Below are 17,718 nucleotides of genomic sequence, written 5' to 3'. Positions count from 1 at the left end.
TGGGCACCCGAACGGGCGCCCCGGGGACACCCCTAGCCCCGCACCCCGCACAGGTGCAGCAGCGCCGCGACTGCGCGGTACGGATCGGTGCGACCGGCCCGCTCCTCAGCCGCCAGCAGGGTCTCCAGGCCGTCCGGGGGTGCGACGCCGTCGGGGGCCGTGTCCGTGAAGACCCGGACGCCGTACCAGGTGTGCAGCGGGGCGCCGATGCCCGCGAGCTTCGCGGTCAGCGTCGCGAGCCGGTCCGCGCGGACGTGCAGGCCGAGGCGGTTGGTGTACTCGGTGGTGTCGAAGGCGGCCAGGGCGCCCGCCCAGTCGCCGTACAGGCCGGGGCGCAGCGCGAGCGCGTCGCCGTTGCGCACCAGGAGGGACAGCAGTCCGCCCGGGGCGAGCATCCGGGCCAGCCCCGCGAGCAGCGGGTCGGGCTCCTCGACGTACATGAGTACGCCGTGGCACAGCACCACGTCGAAGCTGCCCGGCAGGAAGTGCACGCCGGTGTCCCGGCCGTCGCCCTCGACGATCCGCATCCGCTCCCGGATGCCCTCGGGCTGCCCGGCGAGCGCGTCCCGTGCCGCGGCGATCATCGTCGCGTCCCGCTCCACACCGGTCACCTGGTGCCCGGCCCGTGCCAGCCGCAGCGCCTGGGTCCCCTGGCCCATGCCGACGTCGAGGACCCGCAGCCGCTTGCCCACCGGGAAGCGGCCGACTATCTGCTCGTCGAGCTGCCGGGCCACCAGCTCCTGCCGTACGACGTCCCGCAGACCCCCCAGCTTGTCCAGCCAGGCATCCGCCGCGCCCCCGGCGAACGGCGTCGTGCTCAGGGCCGCTCCCCGCGCTTGACCTGGGGCTTGGGCAGCCGGAGCCGGCGCATCTGGAGCGAGCGCATCAGCGCGTAGGCGACCGCGCCGCGCCTGCGGTCGTCGGGGAAGCGCTCGGCGAGGCGCTTCTTCAGCCGGAAGCCGGTGACGAGCGAGTCGAGCACGATCAGCACGATCACGACCAGCCACAGCAGCAGCGCGACGTTCTGCAGCGAGGCCACCCGGATCATGCTCAGGACGAGGATGATCACGGCCATCGGCAGGAAGTACTCCGCGATGTTGAACCGCGAGTCGACGAAGTCGCGCGCGTACTTGCGGACCGGGCCCTTGTCGCGGGCCGGCAGGTACCGCTCGTCGCCGCTGGCCAGCGCCTCGCGCTGCTTGGCCAGCGCGGTCCGGCGCTCCTCGCGCTGGCGCTTGGCGGCCTCCTTGCGCGTCATCGGCGTATTGGCGACGCTGCGGCGCTGGGACTGGGCCACGCTGCGCTTGGGCGTCGGCCTTCCCTTGGGGGCCTGCGGGTCACGGGGCTGCTTGGAGTCGGTCACCGGCGCACTGACGGCGCTCTGGGCCTTCTCATCCTTGGCACGGCTACGGAACACAAAACCCAAGGGTACGGGGTACGGGGGTGTGGACCCCAGTCCGGTGGGGAACGATCCGGCAACGCCGGTCGTCTGTAAAGGGACAGAGGGGACGTTGCGTACCGCCCCGGACACCGGGGCATTACGGACAACCCCGGGGAGCACCTACTCCCTACGCCGGACCGGAAGCGTACGCAGTCGTCCTTGGGGATGAGCGCATCCGTCCCCGAACAGTGCGGTAATGGATGCAGGGCCCGTACTGTGGGTTCTGTCGCAGGTGCTGGAGCTGGAGTCGGTCAGAAGGGGGCGCGCGAAGCCCATGAGCGGTGTCATGAAGCGTATGGGGATGATCTTCCGCGCGAAGGCCAACAAGGCCCTGGACCGGGCCGAGGACCCGCGCGAGACCCTCGATTACTCGTACCAGAAACAGCTGGAGCTGCTGCAGAAGGTGCGCCGCGGCGTCGCCGACGTGGCGACCAGCCGCAAGCGACTGGAGCTCCAGCTCAACCAGCTCCAGTCCCAGTCGTCGAAGCTGGAGGACCAGGGCCGCAAGGCGCTCGCGCTGGGCCGGGAGGACCTGGCCCGCGAGGCGCTCTCCCGCCGCGCGGCGCTCCAGCAGCAGGTGACCGACCTGGAGACCCAGCACGCCACCCTCCAGGGCGAGGAGGAGAAGCTCACCCTTGCGGCCCAGCGGCTCCAGGCCAAGGTGGACGCCTTCCGCACCAAGAAGGAGACCATCAAGGCCACCTACACCGCCGCCCAGGCGCAGACCCGCATCGGCGAGGCGTTCTCCGGCATCTCCGAGGAGATGGGCGACGTGGGCCTGGCCATCCAGCGCGCCGAGGACAAGACCGCCCAGCTCCAGGCCCGGGCCGGCGCCATCGACGAACTGCTCGCCTCCGGCGCGCTGGACGACCAGTCCGGCATGCACAAGGACGACATCCAGGCCGAGCTGGACCGGCTCTCCGGTGGTACGGATGTAGAGCTGGAGCTGCAGCGGATGAAGGCCGAGCTGGCCGGCGGCAGCACGTCCGACCGCCAGGCGCTCGAGGGAGGCCAGGGTCAGCAGCAGTCCCAGCAGCAGCCGCAGGACACCCCGCGCTTCGACAAGCAGTAGGCCACGCCTAGGAGGGCGACATGATCGTACGGATCATGGGGGAGGGACAGCTGACGCTGGCCGACGGCCGGCTCGCCGAGCTGAACAAGCTGGACGACGAACTCCAGGCCGAGATGGAGAACGGCGACGGCCCCGGTTTCCGCGCGACCCTCCAGGCCCTCCTGGCCAAGGTGCGGGAGCTGGGGGAGCCGCTGCCGGAGGACTCCCTGGAGCCGTCGGACCTCATCCTCCCCTCGCCGGACGCGACCCTGGAGGACGTCCAGGAGCTGCTGAGCGACGACGGCCTCATTCCGGACGGTGCGTAATCCTTCCCCCTGTCCGGCGACTGAGGACGAGGCCGTCCAGGCCGGAGCGGGGGCCCGGGGGCGCGGCCCCCGGCAGACGCCCACCGCACGCGGGCTCACTCATCAGACGCGCCCACTGCGGCTACCGTAAAAAACCATGCGCACCCTCGCCCGAGCCCGCTGCACCCTGGGCGCCCACCCCTCCGCACTGGACGCCGCCCTCGCGGCGGCCGTCCTGGTGTGCATGGTCGCCGGCTCCTTCGTGGACCCGCACGGGCCCGAGGGCGTCAGCTGGGCTCTGCGCACGCCAGACGCGCTCAGCCTCGCCCTCATGGCCGTCGGTGCCGCCGCGCTCGCCTTCCGGCGCCGGGCCCCGCTGGCGGTCCTCGCGGTCACCGGCTGCGTCTCCGTGGTCGAGAGCGTCACCGGCGACCCCCGCGCCCCCGTCGTCATGTCCGCCGTCCTCGCCCTCTACACGGTCGCCGCCTCCACCGACCGCCCCACCACGTGGCGCGTCGGCCTGCTCACCATGACCGTGCTGACCGGCGCCGCCATGCTGGCCGGACCGCTGCCCTGGTACGCGCAGGAGAACCTCGCCGTCTTCGCCTGGACCGGCATCGGTGCCAGCGCCGGGGACGCGGTCCGCAGCCGGCGCGCCTTCGTCCAGGCCATCCGGGACCGGGCCGAGAAGGCCGAGCGCACCCGGGAGGAGGAGGCCCGCCGCCGGGTCGCCGAGGAGCGGCTGCGCATCGCCCGCGACCTGCACGACGTGGTCGCCCACCACATCGCCCTGGTCAACGTGCAGGCCGGGGTCGCCGCCCACGTCATGGACAAGCGGCCCGACCAGGCCAAGGAGGCCCTGGCCCACGTACGGGCGGCCAGCCGCTCCGCACTCGACGAGCTGCGCGCCACCGTCGGGCTGCTCCGCCAGTCCGGCGACCCGGAGGCCCCGACCGAGCCCGCCCCGGGCCTGGACCGCCTCGACGAACTCGTCGCCACCTTCCACCACGCCGGGCTGCACGTCGAGGTGGCCCGCACCGACCAGGGCACCGACCTGCCCACCGCCGTGGACCTGGCCGCGTACCGCATCATCCAGGAGGCGCTGACCAACGTGCAGAAGCACGCGGGGACGCGGGCGAAGGCCGAGGTCAGCGTCGTGCGGGTGGGGCCCAACATCGAGGTCACCGTGCTCGACGACGGGGCCGGCGGCAGTACCGCCGAGACCTCCGCGCCGACCGGTGGCGGGCACGGCCTGCTCGGCATGCGCGAGCGCGTCACCGCCGTGCGCGGCACCCTCACCACCGGTCCCCGCTACGGAGGCGGTTTCCGCGTCCATGCGATCCTTCCGGTCAAGAACCGCACCGATGCAGCAAAGGACCCCGCATGACGATCCGTGTCCTGCTCGCCGACGACCAGGCACTGCTGCGCAGCGCCTTCAGGGTGCTGGTCGACTCCGAGCCCGACATGGAGGTGGTGGGGGAGGCGTCCGACGGTGCGGAGGCGGCCCGGCTGGCCGCCGAACGGCGGGCCGACGTGGTGCTGATGGACATCCGGATGCCCGGCACGGACGGCCTGGCCGCCACCCGGATGATCAGCGCCGACCCGTCCCTCGCCCACGTCCGCGTGGTCATACTGACCACCTTCGAGGTCGACGACTACGTGGTGCAGTCGCTGCGGGCCGGCGCCTCCGGTTTCCTCGGCAAGGGCTCCGAACCCGAGGAGCTGCTCAGCGCGATCCGGGTCGCGGCCGGCGGCGAGGCGCTGCTGTCGCCGACCGCCACCAAGGGACTGATCGCCCGCTTCCTCGCCCAGGAGGGCACCGGGGACGGCGCGGAGCGCGACCCGGCCCGCGCCGAGCGGCTGGAGTCGCTGACCGTGCGCGAGCGCGAGGTGCTGGTCCAGGTCGCCGGGGGCCTGTCCAACGACGAGATCGCCGAGCGGCTGGAGGTCAGCCCGCTCACCGTGAAGACGCACGTGAACCGGGCCATGGCCAAGCTGGGCGCCCGCGACCGCGCCCAGCTGGTCGTCATCGCCTACGAGTCCGGCCTGGTACGTCCGAGGGTGGAGTGACCCGGAGCCGGGCGTACTGCGGCCGGAGTTGAGCTACCGGGACGCCGACTGACCGGCCCGCCGTACGGCTCCTCAGTGCTCGCAGAGGGAGAACTCCCGCTCGTAGACCTGTTCGTTGTGCTCGTCGACGAAGAACTTGCGCTCCCGCATGAGCTCTTCGCGGTAGCCCCTGGCCTCCTCGAGCGTCATGGTCGAGGTGTCGGACCACGGCTGCTGCGGTGGCACGTCGGAGGTCGAGACGATCCGCTCCGACGGGTCGACCAGGAAGAAGGCGAGGATCTTGCGGTGACCCGGGCGGGCGGGGTCCGCGAGGCGGAATTCACCGACGCGGTGCTGCAGGACGTTCGGGAACGCCAGGCAGCGGCCCGCCGGGGTCGACGCCGACCCCAGGACCTGGTTCAGCGCGTCCTCGTTCTCCAGGCCGTAGACCTCGCGCATGCCGTTGTCGTCGTTCTGTTCGTAGCGCGGGTCGTCGAGCGCCGTGCGGAAGCTCAGCCGGCTCTCGGTGATGTTCTCGCTGTCCCAGTAGTAGATGCCGGTCGAGACGATCCGCTCGTTCAGCATCCCCTCGACGTGCCAGGAACCGCCGGCGTACTCGGGCTTGTCCGGGGTGAGGTGGATGGTGGCGAGCTTGACGATGACCTGGAGCCGGCGGCCGCGCAGGTCGACGCGTGCCGTGTCGCCGGGCGTCTCGGGCGGGGTGAATTCCGGGGCGTCGGGGACGGTCGGCCGGCGGTTCTCCCACCAGTCGTCGCTGGCCTCTTCCCAGGCCTGCATGGCCTCTTCGTAGGCCTCGTCGTCGCTGAAGGATTCCTCGTCGGGTTCCTCGGGCTCCTCCGACTCGTCGTACCACCCGTAGGGATCGGCCTCGATCCGCAGGGGACGCGGATGGCGCAGGTCGGTGAGTACGTGCTCCAGCAGCGGGCGCATGCGCGCGAACAGGTCGGGCAGGACGGACGCCAGTTCGCGATGATCCTCGGGGTGGACGTTGTTGACGTACGAACGGAAGGTGACGTCGCCGTCGTCGCTGACGTCCACGTCCGTGGGCAGCCACTGGAACCTCTCCGAGAACTCGTACTTCGAGTAGCGGTCCGTCGGGTTCCGCCAGGCCTGCTCGGGCGCGCCGCTCACCTCCCGGACCAGGCAGAAGAGGGAGGGGTGGACCAGGTCCAGTACCTGGCCGTCGGACCCGGGATGCCAGTCCCGCTCTTCTTCGGGGACCTCCTCCAGGACCCGGACCGCCTCGGCCAGCCGGGAGCGGAGCTCGTCGTCGACGAGTGTGTCCGACTGCCACACCCCGTCGACGGCGGACACCTCGGCGCCGGTCCGGGCATCCCGCAGCGCGGCGTAGTGCGCGAGCTCGGCGAGCACGTAACGGACCTGCGCCTCGGTGAGGCCCTGGGAGACCGCTTCCCGTGACCATCTGGCGACGATGTCGGGATCGTTCATCTTGTCGGACCACCCCGGCTTCGACCGGATGTGGGCGCTGCACCGGATCATCTCCAGTTCCCGCAGCGTCCGGGGTTTCGCGGACTGTATGGAGCGGGTCGAGTTGAAGGGCAGGGGGAAAGCGGGCAGGCCGGTCAAAGCTCTGGATCCTCCCAGTCGGTGTGCGGGCGGCGGGAAGCCTACGGCAGCGCACTGACACCGCGACCGTGGGCCTTCCGCCCGCCCGGACCGACCGGGTTACGGCAGCGCCAGCATCCGCTCCAGCGCCAGCTTCGCGAACGCCTCCGTCTCCTTGTCCACCTCGATGCGGTTGACGAGGGTGCCCTCGGCCAGCGACTCCAGCGCCCAGACCAGGTGCGGGAGGTCGATGCGGTTCATCGTCGAACAGAAGCAGACCGTCTTGTCGAGGAAGACGATCTCCTTGTCCTCGGCGGCGAAACGGTTCGCCAGCCGCCGGACCAGGTTCAGCTCCGTGCCGATGGCCCACTTGGAACCGGCCGGGGCCGCCTCCAGGGCCTTGATGATGTACTCGGTCGAGCCGACGTAGTCCGCCGCCGCGACGACCTCGTGCTTGCACTCGGGGTGCACCAGGACGTTCACGCCCGGTATGCGCGCACGCACGTCGTTGACCGAGTCGAGGCTGAAGCGGCCGTGCACCGAGCAGTGCCCGCGCCACAGGATCATCTTCGCCGCGCGCAGTTCCCCGGCCGTCAGCCCGCCGTTCGGCCGGTGCGGGTTGTAGACGACGCAGTCCTCCAGCGACATGCCCATGTCCCGCACCGCGGTGTTGCGGCCCAGGTGCTGGTCGGGCAGGAAGAGGACCTTGTCGCCCTGCTCGAAGGCCCAGTCCAGGGCGCGCTTGGCGTTGGACGAGGTGCAGATGGTGCCGCCGTGCTTGCCCGTGAACGCCTTGATGTCCGCGGAGGAGTTCATGTACGAGACGGGCACGACCTGCTCCGCGATCCCGGCCTCGGTCAGCACGTCCCAGCACTCGGCGACCTGCTCGGCCGTCGCCATGTCGGCCATGGAGCAGCCGGCGGCCAGGTCGGGCAGAACCACCTTCTGGTCGTCCGAGGTCAGGATGTCGGCCGACTCCGCCATGAAGTGCACACCGCAGAAGACGATGTACTCGGCCTCCGGGCGCGCGGCCGCGTCCCGGGCCAGCTTGAAGGAGTCACCCGTGACGTCGGCGAACTGGATGACCTCGTCGCGCTGGTAGTGGTGACCGAGCACGAAGACCTTGTCGCCGAGCTTCTCCTTGGCCGCGCGGGCACGCGCCACCAGGTCCGGGTCGGAGGGCGAGGGCAGGTCGCCGGGGCAGTCCACGCCGCGCTCGCTCGTCGGGTCGGCCTCGCGGCCGAGCAGCAGCAGGGCGAGGGGCGTCGGCTGTACGTCGAGCTCCTGGGGCTGGGCGGTGGTCACGACACGCACCCTTTCTACTTTTCGTCGAACTGACGCTATATATCATAACCCGTTCACGTCACTTTGACGATGCCCATAGTGTCGGTGTGACGTGAATCCCGGCGCCTGAGCCGCTGTCCGCTCCCCGGGGCGTGTGCGAGCATGAAGGGGCGAGCCGAGGAGCAAGACACGGCCCCGGCCCGGAATGAATACGCGGCCCCGTCGGTTGAAACCGTCGGCAAGCAGTCTCCGTACAACCCGGGAGAGATGTAGATGTCCGTATCGGACGAGACCACCACCGTCACCGACGGCATCATCCTGACCGACGCCGCCGCGGCCAAGGTCAAGGCCCTGCTCGACCAGGAAGGCCGTGACGACCTGGCGCTGCGCGTCGCCGTCCAGCCCGGCGGCTGCTCCGGCCTGCGCTACCAGCTCTTCTTCGACGAGCGCTCGCTCGACGGCGACGTGGTGAAGGACTTCGGCGGCGTCAAGGTCACCACCGACCGCATGAGCGCCCCGTACCTGGGCGGCGCCACCATCGACTTCGTGGACACCATCGAGAAGCAGGGCTTCACGATCGACAACCCGAACGCGACGGGCTCCTGCGCCTGCGGCGACTCCTTCAGCTGAGCCGCACGGCGCCGGCCGACGGCGTACGAGGCGTACGAAGAGGGCGGCGGCCCGGGACACCCCGGGCCGCCGCCCTCTTCGCTTCTCCGGCCTCACCGGCCCCCGGACGGCGCCGGCAGCCGGGCGCCCGGCTTGTGCACCGGGATCTCCTCGCCGTCCGACCCCACGACCTTCCGGTCGCCCAGCGGCTCGTCGAGCGGCACCGTCCGCTCGTACTCCTTGGCGATCAGGATGCAGACCTTCTCCGGGTGCGGCGTCTCGGTCACGGTGACCGTCACCTTCCCCTCGGTCTCCTTCGCCGTCGCCTCGTAGTCGGAGCAGACCCCGCCCGTGAAGTGCACGGTCAGCTCCCCGGACCCGGCCGTGTAGCCCCGCACCTCCACGTCCCGCTGGTCACCGTCCGGCGCCGGGACCGGCTCGTCGGACGGGGCCGGGGAGGCGGGGGCCGCAGTGGTCAGGTACTTCGGGTCGACCGCCGGGTGGGTGACCGTGACGGCGTCGTCCGTACCCGGCGTCCTCACCTCGAACAGCCAGGACGGAACCAGCGTCCGCCGCCCCTCGACCGGGTGCGCCGCCAGCCCGAACACCGCCTCCTCGACCGTCACCGCCTGCTTCTCCGGCTTCTTCGGCGTGCCCGTCGGCAGCTCGCAGGGCGTGTCCGCGCCGTCCCCGTGCGGTACCGGGCTCGCGCACCCTCCGATGCCGGGGGCGCTGCCCGGCGCGTTCAGCAGCGCCAGCGTCTCCTCGGCGCCCAGGACGGGATACGTGTCCCCCTCGACCGGCTCCTTCACCTGCCCGCTGCCGCCGACCACGTCGCCGCGCGCCCCGACCACCACACCGGTCGTCCAGCCGTACGTGGGCAGCCCGCCGACCTCGGGATCGGCGTTCACGGCCCGCCGGGCCCCCATGACCTGACCGGCGTCCAGCTTGGCGTCGTCCTGGCCCAGCGCTTTCAGCACGGGCGCCGCCGCCTTCTTCGCCGCCGCCTCGCTCACCGGATCGCCCGCCCCGTCGGCGGACGGGGCCTTGCACACGGCGCCCTTCCTGCAGTCGTCCGTACCCGGTGTGTAGCGGTGGAAGGTCCAGGTGCCCGGCGCCTGCCTGCTCACCGTGAGCAGCGGCCCGGAGCCGTCCTTGGCGTTGCCGACCTTCCAGGCGTCGCCCCGCACCCGCGGCGCCCCCTCGACGCCGAGCGCCGTCGCCAGGCGGGCCACCTCGGCCTCGGTGACCTCGCCCTCGGCCCGGTAGACGGGCGCCGAGCCGGGACCTTCGGGGAGCGGGCCGTCGGCGCGGTAGGTGACGCCGTACGGGTTCGGCTCGCCGGGCGCGATGCCGTTCGTACCCTCCTCGCCGTCCTGACCGCCCTCGCGGCCCGGGGCGGGCGCCGCGTAGCCGTACAGGGCGAGCGGCGGGGGAGTGCCGTCGCCCGACGCGCCGGACGACGTACCGCCACCGTCCTGGCCGCCACCGGACGCGGACGTGGCCAGGTACGCCCCGCCCGTCCCGACCAACAGCACGGCGGCGGCGACGGACGCGACGGCGATGGCCGGGGGACGCCGCCGCGCGGGACGCCCGGTGCCGGCCTCGTCGGCGGCGGTGGCGTCGTCGTTGTCGGGTCGCTCGGTGTTCACCGCATCGCTCCTTCGGCTGCTACTGGGGACAGCGATGGGACGCGGTGGAGGAGGATCCGGTTCCCGGCGGCCTCAGTCGCCGTAGTCGGACATCGCGTCCAGCAGCCTGGCCGACGTCTGCGGCACGCGCACGCCGTGGAGCAGCGAGACGGGGACGGGGCGGGTGGACACCTTGACCGGAGCCTCCCAGCGCGGGGCCATCCGGGCGCAGTCGCCGCGCAGCGACGCCAGGTCGCCGTCCAGGTCGGCGGGGGCGGGGTCGGCGGTCCTCAGGTTCGTCATAAGAGAACCGTAGGCACGTCCGGGACCGTGGAGAAAGTTGTACTACCGGGTAGTTTCGCCTGCTTCGGCCAGACGGCAGTCCCGGGTAGCGTGAACTGTCAACCCGCCTCCCCTCAGGAGAGAGTCCACGCCGTGCGCATCGCAGTCACCGGCTCCATCGCCACCGACCACCTCATGACCTTCCCCGGCCGATTCTCCGACCAGCTCGTCGCGGACCAGTTGCACACGGTCTCGCTCTCCTTCCTGGTCGACCAGCTCGACGTGCGCCGGGGCGGCGTCGCCGCGAACATCGCCTTCGGCATGGGCCAGCTCGGCACCCGGCCGATCCTGGTCGGCGCGGCCGGGTCGGACTTCGACGAGTACCGGGCCTGGCTGGACCGGCACGGCGTCGACACCGGCTCGGTGCGGATCTCCGAGACCCTGCACACCGCCCGCTTCGTCTGCACCACCGACGCCGACCACAACCAGATCGGCTCCTTCTACACCGGTGCGATGAGCGAGGCCCGCCTCATCGAGCTCAAGACCGTCGCCGACCGCGTGGGCGGCCTCGACCTGGTCTCCATCGGCGCCGACGACCCCGAGGCGATGCTCCGGCACACCGAGGAGTGCCGGGCGCGGTCCATCCCGTTCGCCGCGGACTTCTCCCAGCAGATCGCCCGGATGAACGGCGACGAGATCCGGATACTGCTGGACGGGGCGACCTACCTCTTCTCCAATGAGTACGAGAAGGGGCTCATCGAGACCAAGACCGGCTGGACGGACGAGGAGATCCTCGGCCGCGTCGGGTGCCGGGTCACCACCCTCGGCGCCCGGGGCGTGCGCATCGAGCGGGCCGGCGAGGAGACCATCGAGGTCGGCGTCCCCGACGAGGAGCGCAAGGCCGACCCCACGGGCGTCGGCGACGCCTTCCGCGCGGGGTTCCTGTCGGGCCTGGCCTGGGGGGTGTCGCTGGAGCGGGCGGCGCAGGTGGGGTGCATGCTCGCCACGCTGGTCATCGAGACGGTCGGTACGCAGGAGTACCAGCTGCGGCGGGGGCACTTCATGGAGCGGTTCACGAAGGCGTACGGGGACGAGGCGGCCGGGGAGGTCCAGGCGCACCTGGGCTGAGTCGTCGGGTGCGGGTGGGCGGGGGGCCGGTCGCGCCCGCGCGGCGGAGCCGCAAACCGGCACAGCCCCGCGCCCCCTGGCCGCGTCAGCTGACCCGGCGGACCAGGTATGCCGTGCCGCTTTTCGCCTCCTCCTCGCCCACGTACTCCTGCCCCCGCATCTCGCACCAGGCCGGGATGTCCAGGCGGGCCGCCTCGTCGTCGGAGAGGACGCGGACCGTGGCGCCGACGGGGACGTCGCCGATGACCTTGGCGAGTTCGATCACCGGGATGGGGCAGCGCCGGCCGATCGCGTCCACGACGAGGTCGCCCCCGGTCGGCGGGGCGGCCTCCGTGGCCGCCGGCGCCCCCAGCTTCTCCCGCACCGCGGCCACCGTGCCCGGCAGCACCTCCAGGAACCGCTCGACGTCCTCGGCCGGTGTCCCCGGCGGCAGGGACACCCGGACGTTGCCCTCGCTGAGCACCCCCATGGCCTTCAGGACGTGGCTCGGCGCCAGGGTGCCGCTGGTGCAGGACGATCCGGAGGAGACCGAGAAGCCCGCACGGTCCAGCTCGTGCAGGAGGGTCTCCCCGTCGACGTAGAGACAGGAGAAGGTGACGACGCCGGGCAGCCGGCGCTCCGGATCGCCGACCACCTCCACGTCCGGCACCAGGCCCGGCACCCGGGCCCGGATCCGCTCCGTCAGCTCCCGCAGCCGGACCGCCTCCGCGGCCGCCTCGGCACGCACCGCCCGCAGCGACGCCGCCGCCGCCACGATCGCCGGGAGGTTCTCGAAACCGGGCGCCCGCCCCGACTCCCGCTCGTCCCCGGGCCCCTGCGGCGCGAACCGCACCCCTTTCCGTACGACGAGCAGTCCGACCCCGGACGGCCCGCCCCACTTGTGCGCGCTGCCCGCGAGCAGCGACCAGTCACCGGCGACCTTCCCCCACCCCAGCGACTGCGCGGCGTCCACCAGCAGCGGCACGCCCGCCGCCCGGCACGCTTCGGCCACCTCCGCCACCGGCTGCTCGGTGCCCACCTCGTGGTTGGCCGACTGGAGGCAGGCCAGCGCCGTGCCGTCGCGCAGGGAGTCCGCGTACGCCGCCGGGTCCACCGCCCCCGTCCGGTCCACGGGCACCCGCGTGACCGACCCGCCGTCGGCCTCGTGCGCTTCGGCCGCGTGCAGTACGGAGGAGTGTTCGACCGCTGACACGATCAGGTGGGAACCGGCACGACGCCGCCCGGCCAGCGCCCCGGCGACCCCCGAATGGACCGCCCGCGTCCCCGAAGGGGTGAACACCAACTCGTCCGCCCGGCATCCCACGGCCTCCGCGGCCGCCTCCCGGGCGGCATCGAGCAGCATCCGCGCCCGCCGCCCTTCCCGGTAGAGCCGCGCGGGATCGGCCCACCCTTCGTCGAGCGAGGCCAACAGCGCCTGCCGGGCGACAGGGTGAAGGGGAGTGGCGGAGGCTGCATCGAAGTAGGACACGCAGTAACGCTAAGACGTCCGGCGGGGAATCGCCCCAAGGGGCGCGGGGCTGTGCTCGACATGCGGCTCCGCCGCGTGGGCGCGACCAGCCCCAACGCACCGTCAGCCGCCGACGAACCCCCAGCTCGCACCCCCACAGGCGCCCCCGTCCCACCCTTTCAGGGTGCCCCCCGGCGCGTATGCCACCCTCCCCGCGACCCCTCGGAGAGCGTCGGCTAGGGTTTGGTCCGCATAAACATCAAACCCCTGCCCGACGCAGGGCGGCGACCGACCAGCGAGAAGGCCGCAGCCGAACAGCGCGGGCGAGACTCTCGGGAAGGCGCTACGTGAGTCCCAACGGCTCCGACCGCTCGCCGCGGCGCCCGATGCGGCGGAAGCTGCTGCAGGCACTGACCGCGGGCCTGGTCCTGGCGACCGCCACCGGTTGCACATACGAGGACTTCCCCCGCCTCGGCATGCCCACCCCAACCACGGAAGAGGCTCCGCGGATCCTCTCCCTGTGGCAGGGCTCCTGGGCAGCCGCGCTGGCCACCGGCGTGCTGGTGTGGGGCCTGATCCTGTGGAGTTGCTTCTTCCATCGGCGCAGCCGCACCAAGGTCGAGGTTCCTCCGCAGAACAGGTACAACCTGCCCATCGAGGCGCTGTACACCATCGTTCCGCTCGTCATCGTCTCGGTGCTGTTCTACTTCACCGCCCGCGACGAGTCCGAGCTCATGAGCCTGAAGAAGAAGCCCGACGTCACGGTCAACGTGGTCGGCTTCCAGTGGAGCTGGTGCTTCAACTACGTCGAGAACGTCGAGGGTTCCTCCGGCGACGGCAAGACCTCCAAGGAACTGGCCGCCATCCCGGACCGCTTCAAGGAGGACTTCCCGGCGAACGCCGGCGGTGCCTACGACTGCGGTGTCCCCGGCACGGAGAACCCGCAGACCGGCAACCCCGGCCCGACCCTCTGGCTCCCCAAGGGCAAGACGGTCCGCTTCGTCCTGACCTCGCGTGACGTCATCCACTCCTTCTGGGTGGTGCCGTTCCTCATGAAGCAGGACGTCATCCCGGGCCACACCAACGCCTTCGAGGTGACCCCCAACAAGGAGGGCACCTTCCTGGGCAAGTGCGCCGAACTGTGCGGCGTGGACCACTCCCGGATGCTGTTCAACGTGAAGGTCGTCTCCCCGGAGCGCTACGAGCAGCACCTTCAGGACCTCGCTAAGAAGGGGCAGACCGGTTACGTTCCCGCCGGCATCGCGCAGACGAGCCACGAGAAGAACCGGGAGACGAACAACCTGTGAGCATCCTCAATGAACCCCAGGGTGCCGCGGCAGGGTCCCACTACGAGGACGAACTGCCGGTCCGGCGCCAGAGGCGTGGCGAGATCGTGGTGAAGTGGCTGACGACCACCGACCACAAGACGATCGGCACGCTGTACCTGGTGACGTCGTTCGCGTTCTTCGTGATCGGCGGCGTGATGGCGCTGCTCATGCGCGCCGAGCTGGCCCGTCCGGGCCTGCAGATCATGTCGAACGAGCAGTTCAACCAGTCGTTCACGATGCACGGCACGATCATGCTGCTGATGTTCGCGACGCCGCTGTTCGCCGGCTTCGCGAACTGGATCATGCCGCTGCAGATCGGCGCGCCGGACGTGGCCTTCCCGCGGCTGAACATGTTCGCCTACTGGCTGTACCTGTTCGGCTCGCTGATCGCGGTGGGCGGCTTCCTGACGCCGCAGGGCGCGGCCGACTTCGGCTGGTTCGCGTACTCGCCGCTGTCCGACGCGGTGCACTCGCCGGGCATCGGCGGTGACCTGTGGATCATGGGTCTGGCCTTCTCCGGCTTCGGCACGATCCTCGGCTCGGTCAACTTCATCACCACGATCATCTGCATGCGCGCGCCCGGCATGACCATGTTCCGCATGCCGATCTTCACCTGGAACGTGCTGCTGACCGGTGTGCTGGTCCTGCTGGCCTTCCCGGTCCTGGCCGCGGCCCTGTTCGCGCTGGAGGCGGACCGCAAGTTCGGTGCGCACATCTTCGACTCGGCCAACGGCGGAGCCCTGCTGTGGCAACACCTCTTCTGGTTCTTCGGACACCCAGAGGTGTACATCATCGCGCTGCCGTTCTTCGGCATCGTCAGTGAGATCATCCCGGTGTTCTCCCGGAAGCCGATCTTCGGCTACATGGGTCTGATCGCCGCGACGATCGCCATCGCAGGTCTGTCGGTGACGGTGTGGGCGCACCACATGTACGTCACGGGCGGCGTGCTGCTGCCGTTCTTCTCCTTCATGACCTTCCTGATCGCGGTCCCGACCGGTGTGAAGTTCTTCAACTGGATCGGCACCATGTGGAAGGGATCACTCAGCTTCGAGACACCGATGCTGTGGTCCACCGGCTTCCTGATCACCTTCCTCTTCGGTGGTCTGACCGGTGTCATCCTGGCCTCGCCGCCGCTGGACTTCCACGTCTCGGACTCGTACTTCGTGGTGGCGCACTTCCACTACGTGGTGTTCGGCACCGTGGTGTTCGCGATGTTCGCCGGCTTCCACTTCTGGTGGCCGAAGTTCACCGGCAAGCTGCTGGACGAGCGCCTGGGCAAGATCACGTTCTGGACGCTGTTCATCGGCTTCCACGGCACCTTCCTGGTCCAGCACTGGCTGGGCGCCGAGGGCATGCCGCGCCGGTACGCCGACTACCTGGCGGCCGACGGCTTCACCGCCCTGAACACGATCTCGACGATCAGCTCGTTCCTGCTCGGCATGTCGCTGCTGCCGTTCTTCTACAACATCTGGAAGACGGCCAAGTACGGCAAGCCGGTCAACGTGGACGACCCGTGGGGCTACGGCCGTTCGCTGGAGTGGGCGACCTCCTGCCCGCCGCCGCGGCACAACTTCCTCACCCTGCCGCGCATCCGCAGTGAATCCCCCGCCTTCGACCTGCACCACCCGGAGGTCTCGGCGATCGACCAGCTCGAGAACGTCGGTCACGGTGAGAAGACCCTCGCCGGCGGCAAGGAGGCCGGCAAGTGAAGATCCAGGGACAGCTCTTCATCTGGCTGAGCGTCTTCATCCTGGCCGTCGCGATCGTCTACGGCTACTGGTCGATGGAGCCGGCCGGCACCACGGCCCTCTTCCTGGCCTTCGGCCTGGCCCTCATGATCGGCTTCTACCTGGCCTTCACGGCCAGGCGGGTCGACGCCGGCGCCCAGGACAACAAGGAAGCGGACGTCGCGGACGACGCCGGCGAGATCGGCTTCTTCAGCCCGCACAGCTGGCAGCCGCTGGCGCTCGGCATCGGCGGAGCGCTCGCCTTCCTGAGTATCGCGCTGGGCTGGTGGCTGATGTACTTCTCGGCCCCGGTCATCCTCATCGGCCTGTTCGGCTGGGTCTTCGAGTACTACCGCGGTGAGAACCGCACCCAGTAGCACGCGCCGCGCGCCGAGGGGCCCGGACACTCCGTAAGGAGCGTCCGGGCCCCTTCGTCTGCCGCACCCCTCCTCACCCGTCCGGCTTACCCGCCGTGCCGCTTCTGACGTTGCTCCCTAGCGTGAGGACATGAGCAACCCGGTTCACTTCCAGGCGCGGGGGCGTACGGTCGTCGGCTGCACCCTGCTGGTGATCGCCCTCGGCGCGAGCGTCACCGCCTGCACCAGCGGCGGCGGCGACCACCCCCTGTCCGCCGCGCCCTACGACGCGGCCGGCCAGATCTCCTTCAACGGCCCCACGGACGCCGGGAAGAAGGCCGACCCGGACAAGCCCCTGGAGGTCGTCGCCGAGGGCGCCGACGGGCGCATCACGGACGTCACGGCCATGGACGCGGCGGGACGCTACGTGGCGGGCGAACTCTCCGCCGACGGAACCCGCTGGCACAGCACCTCACCACTGGCCGCAGGCGCCCGCTACACGGTCCGCGTGAGCACCGAGGACGGCGACGGGGCGCCCGGCCGCAAGGTCCTCACCTTCGAGACCGGCAGGCCCAGCGCCAAGAAGACGCTGGACGTCTCCTTCGGGCCGAAGGCGGGCGCCTACGGCGTCGGCCAGCCCGTCACCGCGGAGCTGAGCCAGCCGGTCGCGGACCCGGCCCAGCGGGCCATAGTGGAACGCGCCCTGAAGGTGCGGTCCACGCCCGCGGTGGAGGGCGCCTGGTACTGGGTGGACGACAAGAAGCTCCACTACCGGCCCAAGGAGTACTGGCCCGCCCACGCCACCATCCAGGTCAGCAGCACCCTCGACGGCATCAAGATCGGCGACCGGATGTGGGGCGGCACCGCCGAGCCCCTGACCATCACCACGGACGACCACGTCGTGGCCGTCACCGACGCCGCCGCCCACACGCTGACGGTCTACCGGGACGGCGAGGCGGTCAAGCAGATCCCCGTCACCACCGGCAAGCCCGGTTTCGAGACCCGCAACGGCGTCAAGGTCGTCCTGGGCAAGGAACCCTTCGTACGCATGCGCAGCAGCACCGTCGGCATCGCCGAGGGCTCCTCGGAGTCGTACGACCTGCCCGTCTACTTCGCCACCCGGGTCACCTGGAGCGGCGAGTACGTGCACGCCGCCCCCTGGTCCGTCGGCTCCCAGGGCTCCGCCAACGTCAGCCACGGCTGCGTCGGCATGAGCACCGCCAACGCGGAGTGGTTCTTCGGCGCCGTCCAGGAGGGCGACCTCGTCGAGGTCGTGAACTCGGGCGGCGACATGATGGAGCCCTTCGGCAACGGCTTCGGCGACTGGAACCTGGACTGGACCAAGTGGACCACGGGGAGCGCCCTGACGGGCGGTACGGGAGGCACAGTGAACCAGGACACGGCGAGGCTGCGGCCCACGGTGGTGTAACCCGCCCAGGGGCGCGGGGAACTGCGCGGTCAACCCCCACCGGCCCGCAGCCGCCGGACCGAGC

General features: G+C 71.0%; 17 protein-coding genes. 10 read left to right on the top strand and 7 right to left on the bottom strand.

The window, feature by feature from the left end:
• Window positions 1-32: 32 nt before the first annotated feature.
• The gene (locus tag ACFW47_RS01065) at window positions 33-734 is read right to left on the bottom strand and encodes a class I SAM-dependent methyltransferase (protein WP_386282868.1); all 702 of its coding nucleotides are present in this window, start codon (window positions 732-734) and stop codon (window positions 33-35) included.
• A gap of 83 nt (window positions 735-817) precedes the next feature.
• Window positions 818-1,456, bottom strand: coding sequence for a DUF3043 domain-containing protein (locus ACFW47_RS01060; RefSeq protein WP_386282964.1), 639 nt, complete (start codon window positions 1,454-1,456; stop codon window positions 818-820).
• A 271-nt stretch (window positions 1,457-1,727) separates the two neighbouring features.
• On the opposite strand from ACFW47_RS01060, the gene ACFW47_RS01055 reads away from it, so the two are divergent.
• From ACFW47_RS01055 to ACFW47_RS01040, 4 genes are all read left to right on the top strand, one after another.
• Window positions 1,728-2,513 (top strand): PspA/IM30 family protein, encoded by a 786-nt coding sequence (locus ACFW47_RS01055; protein WP_274535659.1) that lies wholly within the window; start codon window positions 1,728-1,730, stop codon window positions 2,511-2,513.
• Between the two features lie 20 nt (window positions 2,514-2,533).
• Window positions 2,534-2,818, top strand: a complete 285-nt coding sequence (locus tag ACFW47_RS01050) for a hypothetical protein (protein WP_386282865.1) — start codon at window positions 2,534-2,536, stop codon at window positions 2,816-2,818.
• 136 nt (window positions 2,819-2,954) lie between these two features.
• Complete coding sequence (locus tag ACFW47_RS01045; RefSeq protein WP_386282862.1) at window positions 2,955-4,184, top strand: sensor histidine kinase; 1,230 nt, start codon at window positions 2,955-2,957, stop codon at window positions 4,182-4,184.
• Window positions 4,181-4,867, top strand: a complete 687-nt coding sequence (locus ACFW47_RS01040; protein WP_217252694.1) for a response regulator transcription factor — start codon at window positions 4,181-4,183, stop codon at window positions 4,865-4,867. The genes ACFW47_RS01045 and ACFW47_RS01040 overlap by 4 nt, the downstream gene beginning before the upstream one ends.
• 72 nt (window positions 4,868-4,939) lie before the next feature.
• Here the strand turns inward: ACFW47_RS01040 and ACFW47_RS01035 are convergent, their stop codons facing one another.
• Together ACFW47_RS01035 and nadA are read right to left on the bottom strand one after the other, a co-directional pair.
• Window positions 4,940-6,454 carry a DUF4246 domain-containing protein gene (locus ACFW47_RS01035; protein ID WP_386282859.1) on the bottom strand — a complete coding sequence of 505 codons (1,515 nt, stop codon included), beginning with the start codon at window positions 6,452-6,454 and terminating at the stop codon, window positions 4,940-4,942.
• 99 nt (window positions 6,455-6,553) lie between these two features.
• Window positions 6,554-7,738: a quinolinate synthase NadA gene (gene nadA, locus ACFW47_RS01030; RefSeq protein ID WP_386282856.1), complete on the bottom strand. Its 1,185-nt coding sequence runs from the start codon at window positions 7,736-7,738 to the stop codon at window positions 6,554-6,556.
• Between the two features lie 252 nt (window positions 7,739-7,990).
• Between nadA and ACFW47_RS01025 the strand changes: the two genes are divergently transcribed.
• Window positions 7,991-8,347: an iron-sulfur cluster assembly accessory protein gene (locus ACFW47_RS01025; protein WP_030405042.1), complete on the top strand. Its 357-nt coding sequence runs from the start codon at window positions 7,991-7,993 to the stop codon at window positions 8,345-8,347.
• Window positions 8,348-8,439: 92 nt separating this feature from the next.
• On the opposite strand, the gene ACFW47_RS01020 is transcribed toward ACFW47_RS01025, so the two are convergent.
• Window positions 8,440-9,978: a hypothetical protein gene (locus ACFW47_RS01020; RefSeq protein ID WP_386304242.1), complete on the bottom strand. Its 1,539-nt coding sequence runs from the start codon at window positions 9,976-9,978 to the stop codon at window positions 8,440-8,442.
• Window positions 9,979-10,050: 72 nt separating this feature from the next.
• The gene (locus ACFW47_RS01015) at window positions 10,051-10,260 is read right to left on the bottom strand and encodes a hypothetical protein (protein WP_361729662.1); all 210 of its coding nucleotides are present in this window, start codon (window positions 10,258-10,260) and stop codon (window positions 10,051-10,053) included.
• A gap of 132 nt (window positions 10,261-10,392) precedes the next feature.
• Between ACFW47_RS01015 and ACFW47_RS01010 the strand changes: the two genes are divergently transcribed.
• The gene (locus tag ACFW47_RS01010; protein ID WP_386282851.1) at window positions 10,393-11,367 is read left to right on the top strand and encodes a carbohydrate kinase family protein; all 975 of its coding nucleotides are present in this window, start codon (window positions 10,393-10,395) and stop codon (window positions 11,365-11,367) included.
• An 85-nt stretch (window positions 11,368-11,452) separates the two neighbouring features.
• Here ACFW47_RS01010 and ACFW47_RS01005 read toward each other — a convergent pair whose 3' ends face one another.
• Window positions 11,453-12,835, bottom strand: a complete 1,383-nt coding sequence (locus ACFW47_RS01005; RefSeq protein ID WP_386282849.1) for a cysteine desulfurase/sulfurtransferase TusA family protein — start codon at window positions 12,833-12,835, stop codon at window positions 11,453-11,455.
• Between the two features lie 326 nt (window positions 12,836-13,161).
• On the opposite strand from ACFW47_RS01005, the gene coxB reads away from it, so the two are divergent.
• The 4 genes from coxB (at window position 13,162) to ACFW47_RS00985 (ending at window position 17,654) form a co-directional block, all read left to right on the top strand.
• Window positions 13,162-14,121, top strand: coding sequence for a cytochrome c oxidase subunit II (gene coxB, locus ACFW47_RS01000; protein WP_386282847.1), 960 nt, complete (start codon window positions 13,162-13,164; stop codon window positions 14,119-14,121).
• Window positions 14,118-15,851, top strand: a complete 1,734-nt coding sequence (gene ctaD, locus ACFW47_RS00995) for a cytochrome c oxidase subunit I (protein ID WP_386282844.1) — start codon at window positions 14,118-14,120, stop codon at window positions 15,849-15,851. Before coxB ends, ctaD begins: the two co-directional genes overlap by 4 nt.
• A complete protein-coding gene (locus tag ACFW47_RS00990; protein ID WP_386282842.1) occupies window positions 15,848-16,246 on the top strand; it encodes a cytochrome c oxidase subunit 4 in 399 nt (132 codons plus the stop codon). The genes ctaD and ACFW47_RS00990 overlap by 4 nt, the downstream gene beginning before the upstream one ends.
• Before the next feature lie 130 nt (window positions 16,247-16,376).
• Window positions 16,377-17,654, top strand: coding sequence for an Ig-like domain-containing protein (locus ACFW47_RS00985; protein ID WP_386282840.1), 1,278 nt, complete (start codon window positions 16,377-16,379; stop codon window positions 17,652-17,654).
• Window positions 17,655-17,718 lie beyond the last annotated feature (64 nt).

The organism is Streptomyces sp. NPDC058796, from assembly GCF_042745235.1.
Taxonomy (GTDB): Bacteria; Actinomycetota; Actinomycetes; order Streptomycetales; family Streptomycetaceae; genus Streptomyces.
The sequence above is the reverse complement of the archived record's forward strand: the minus strand, read 5'-3'. Positions and strand labels throughout refer to the sequence as shown.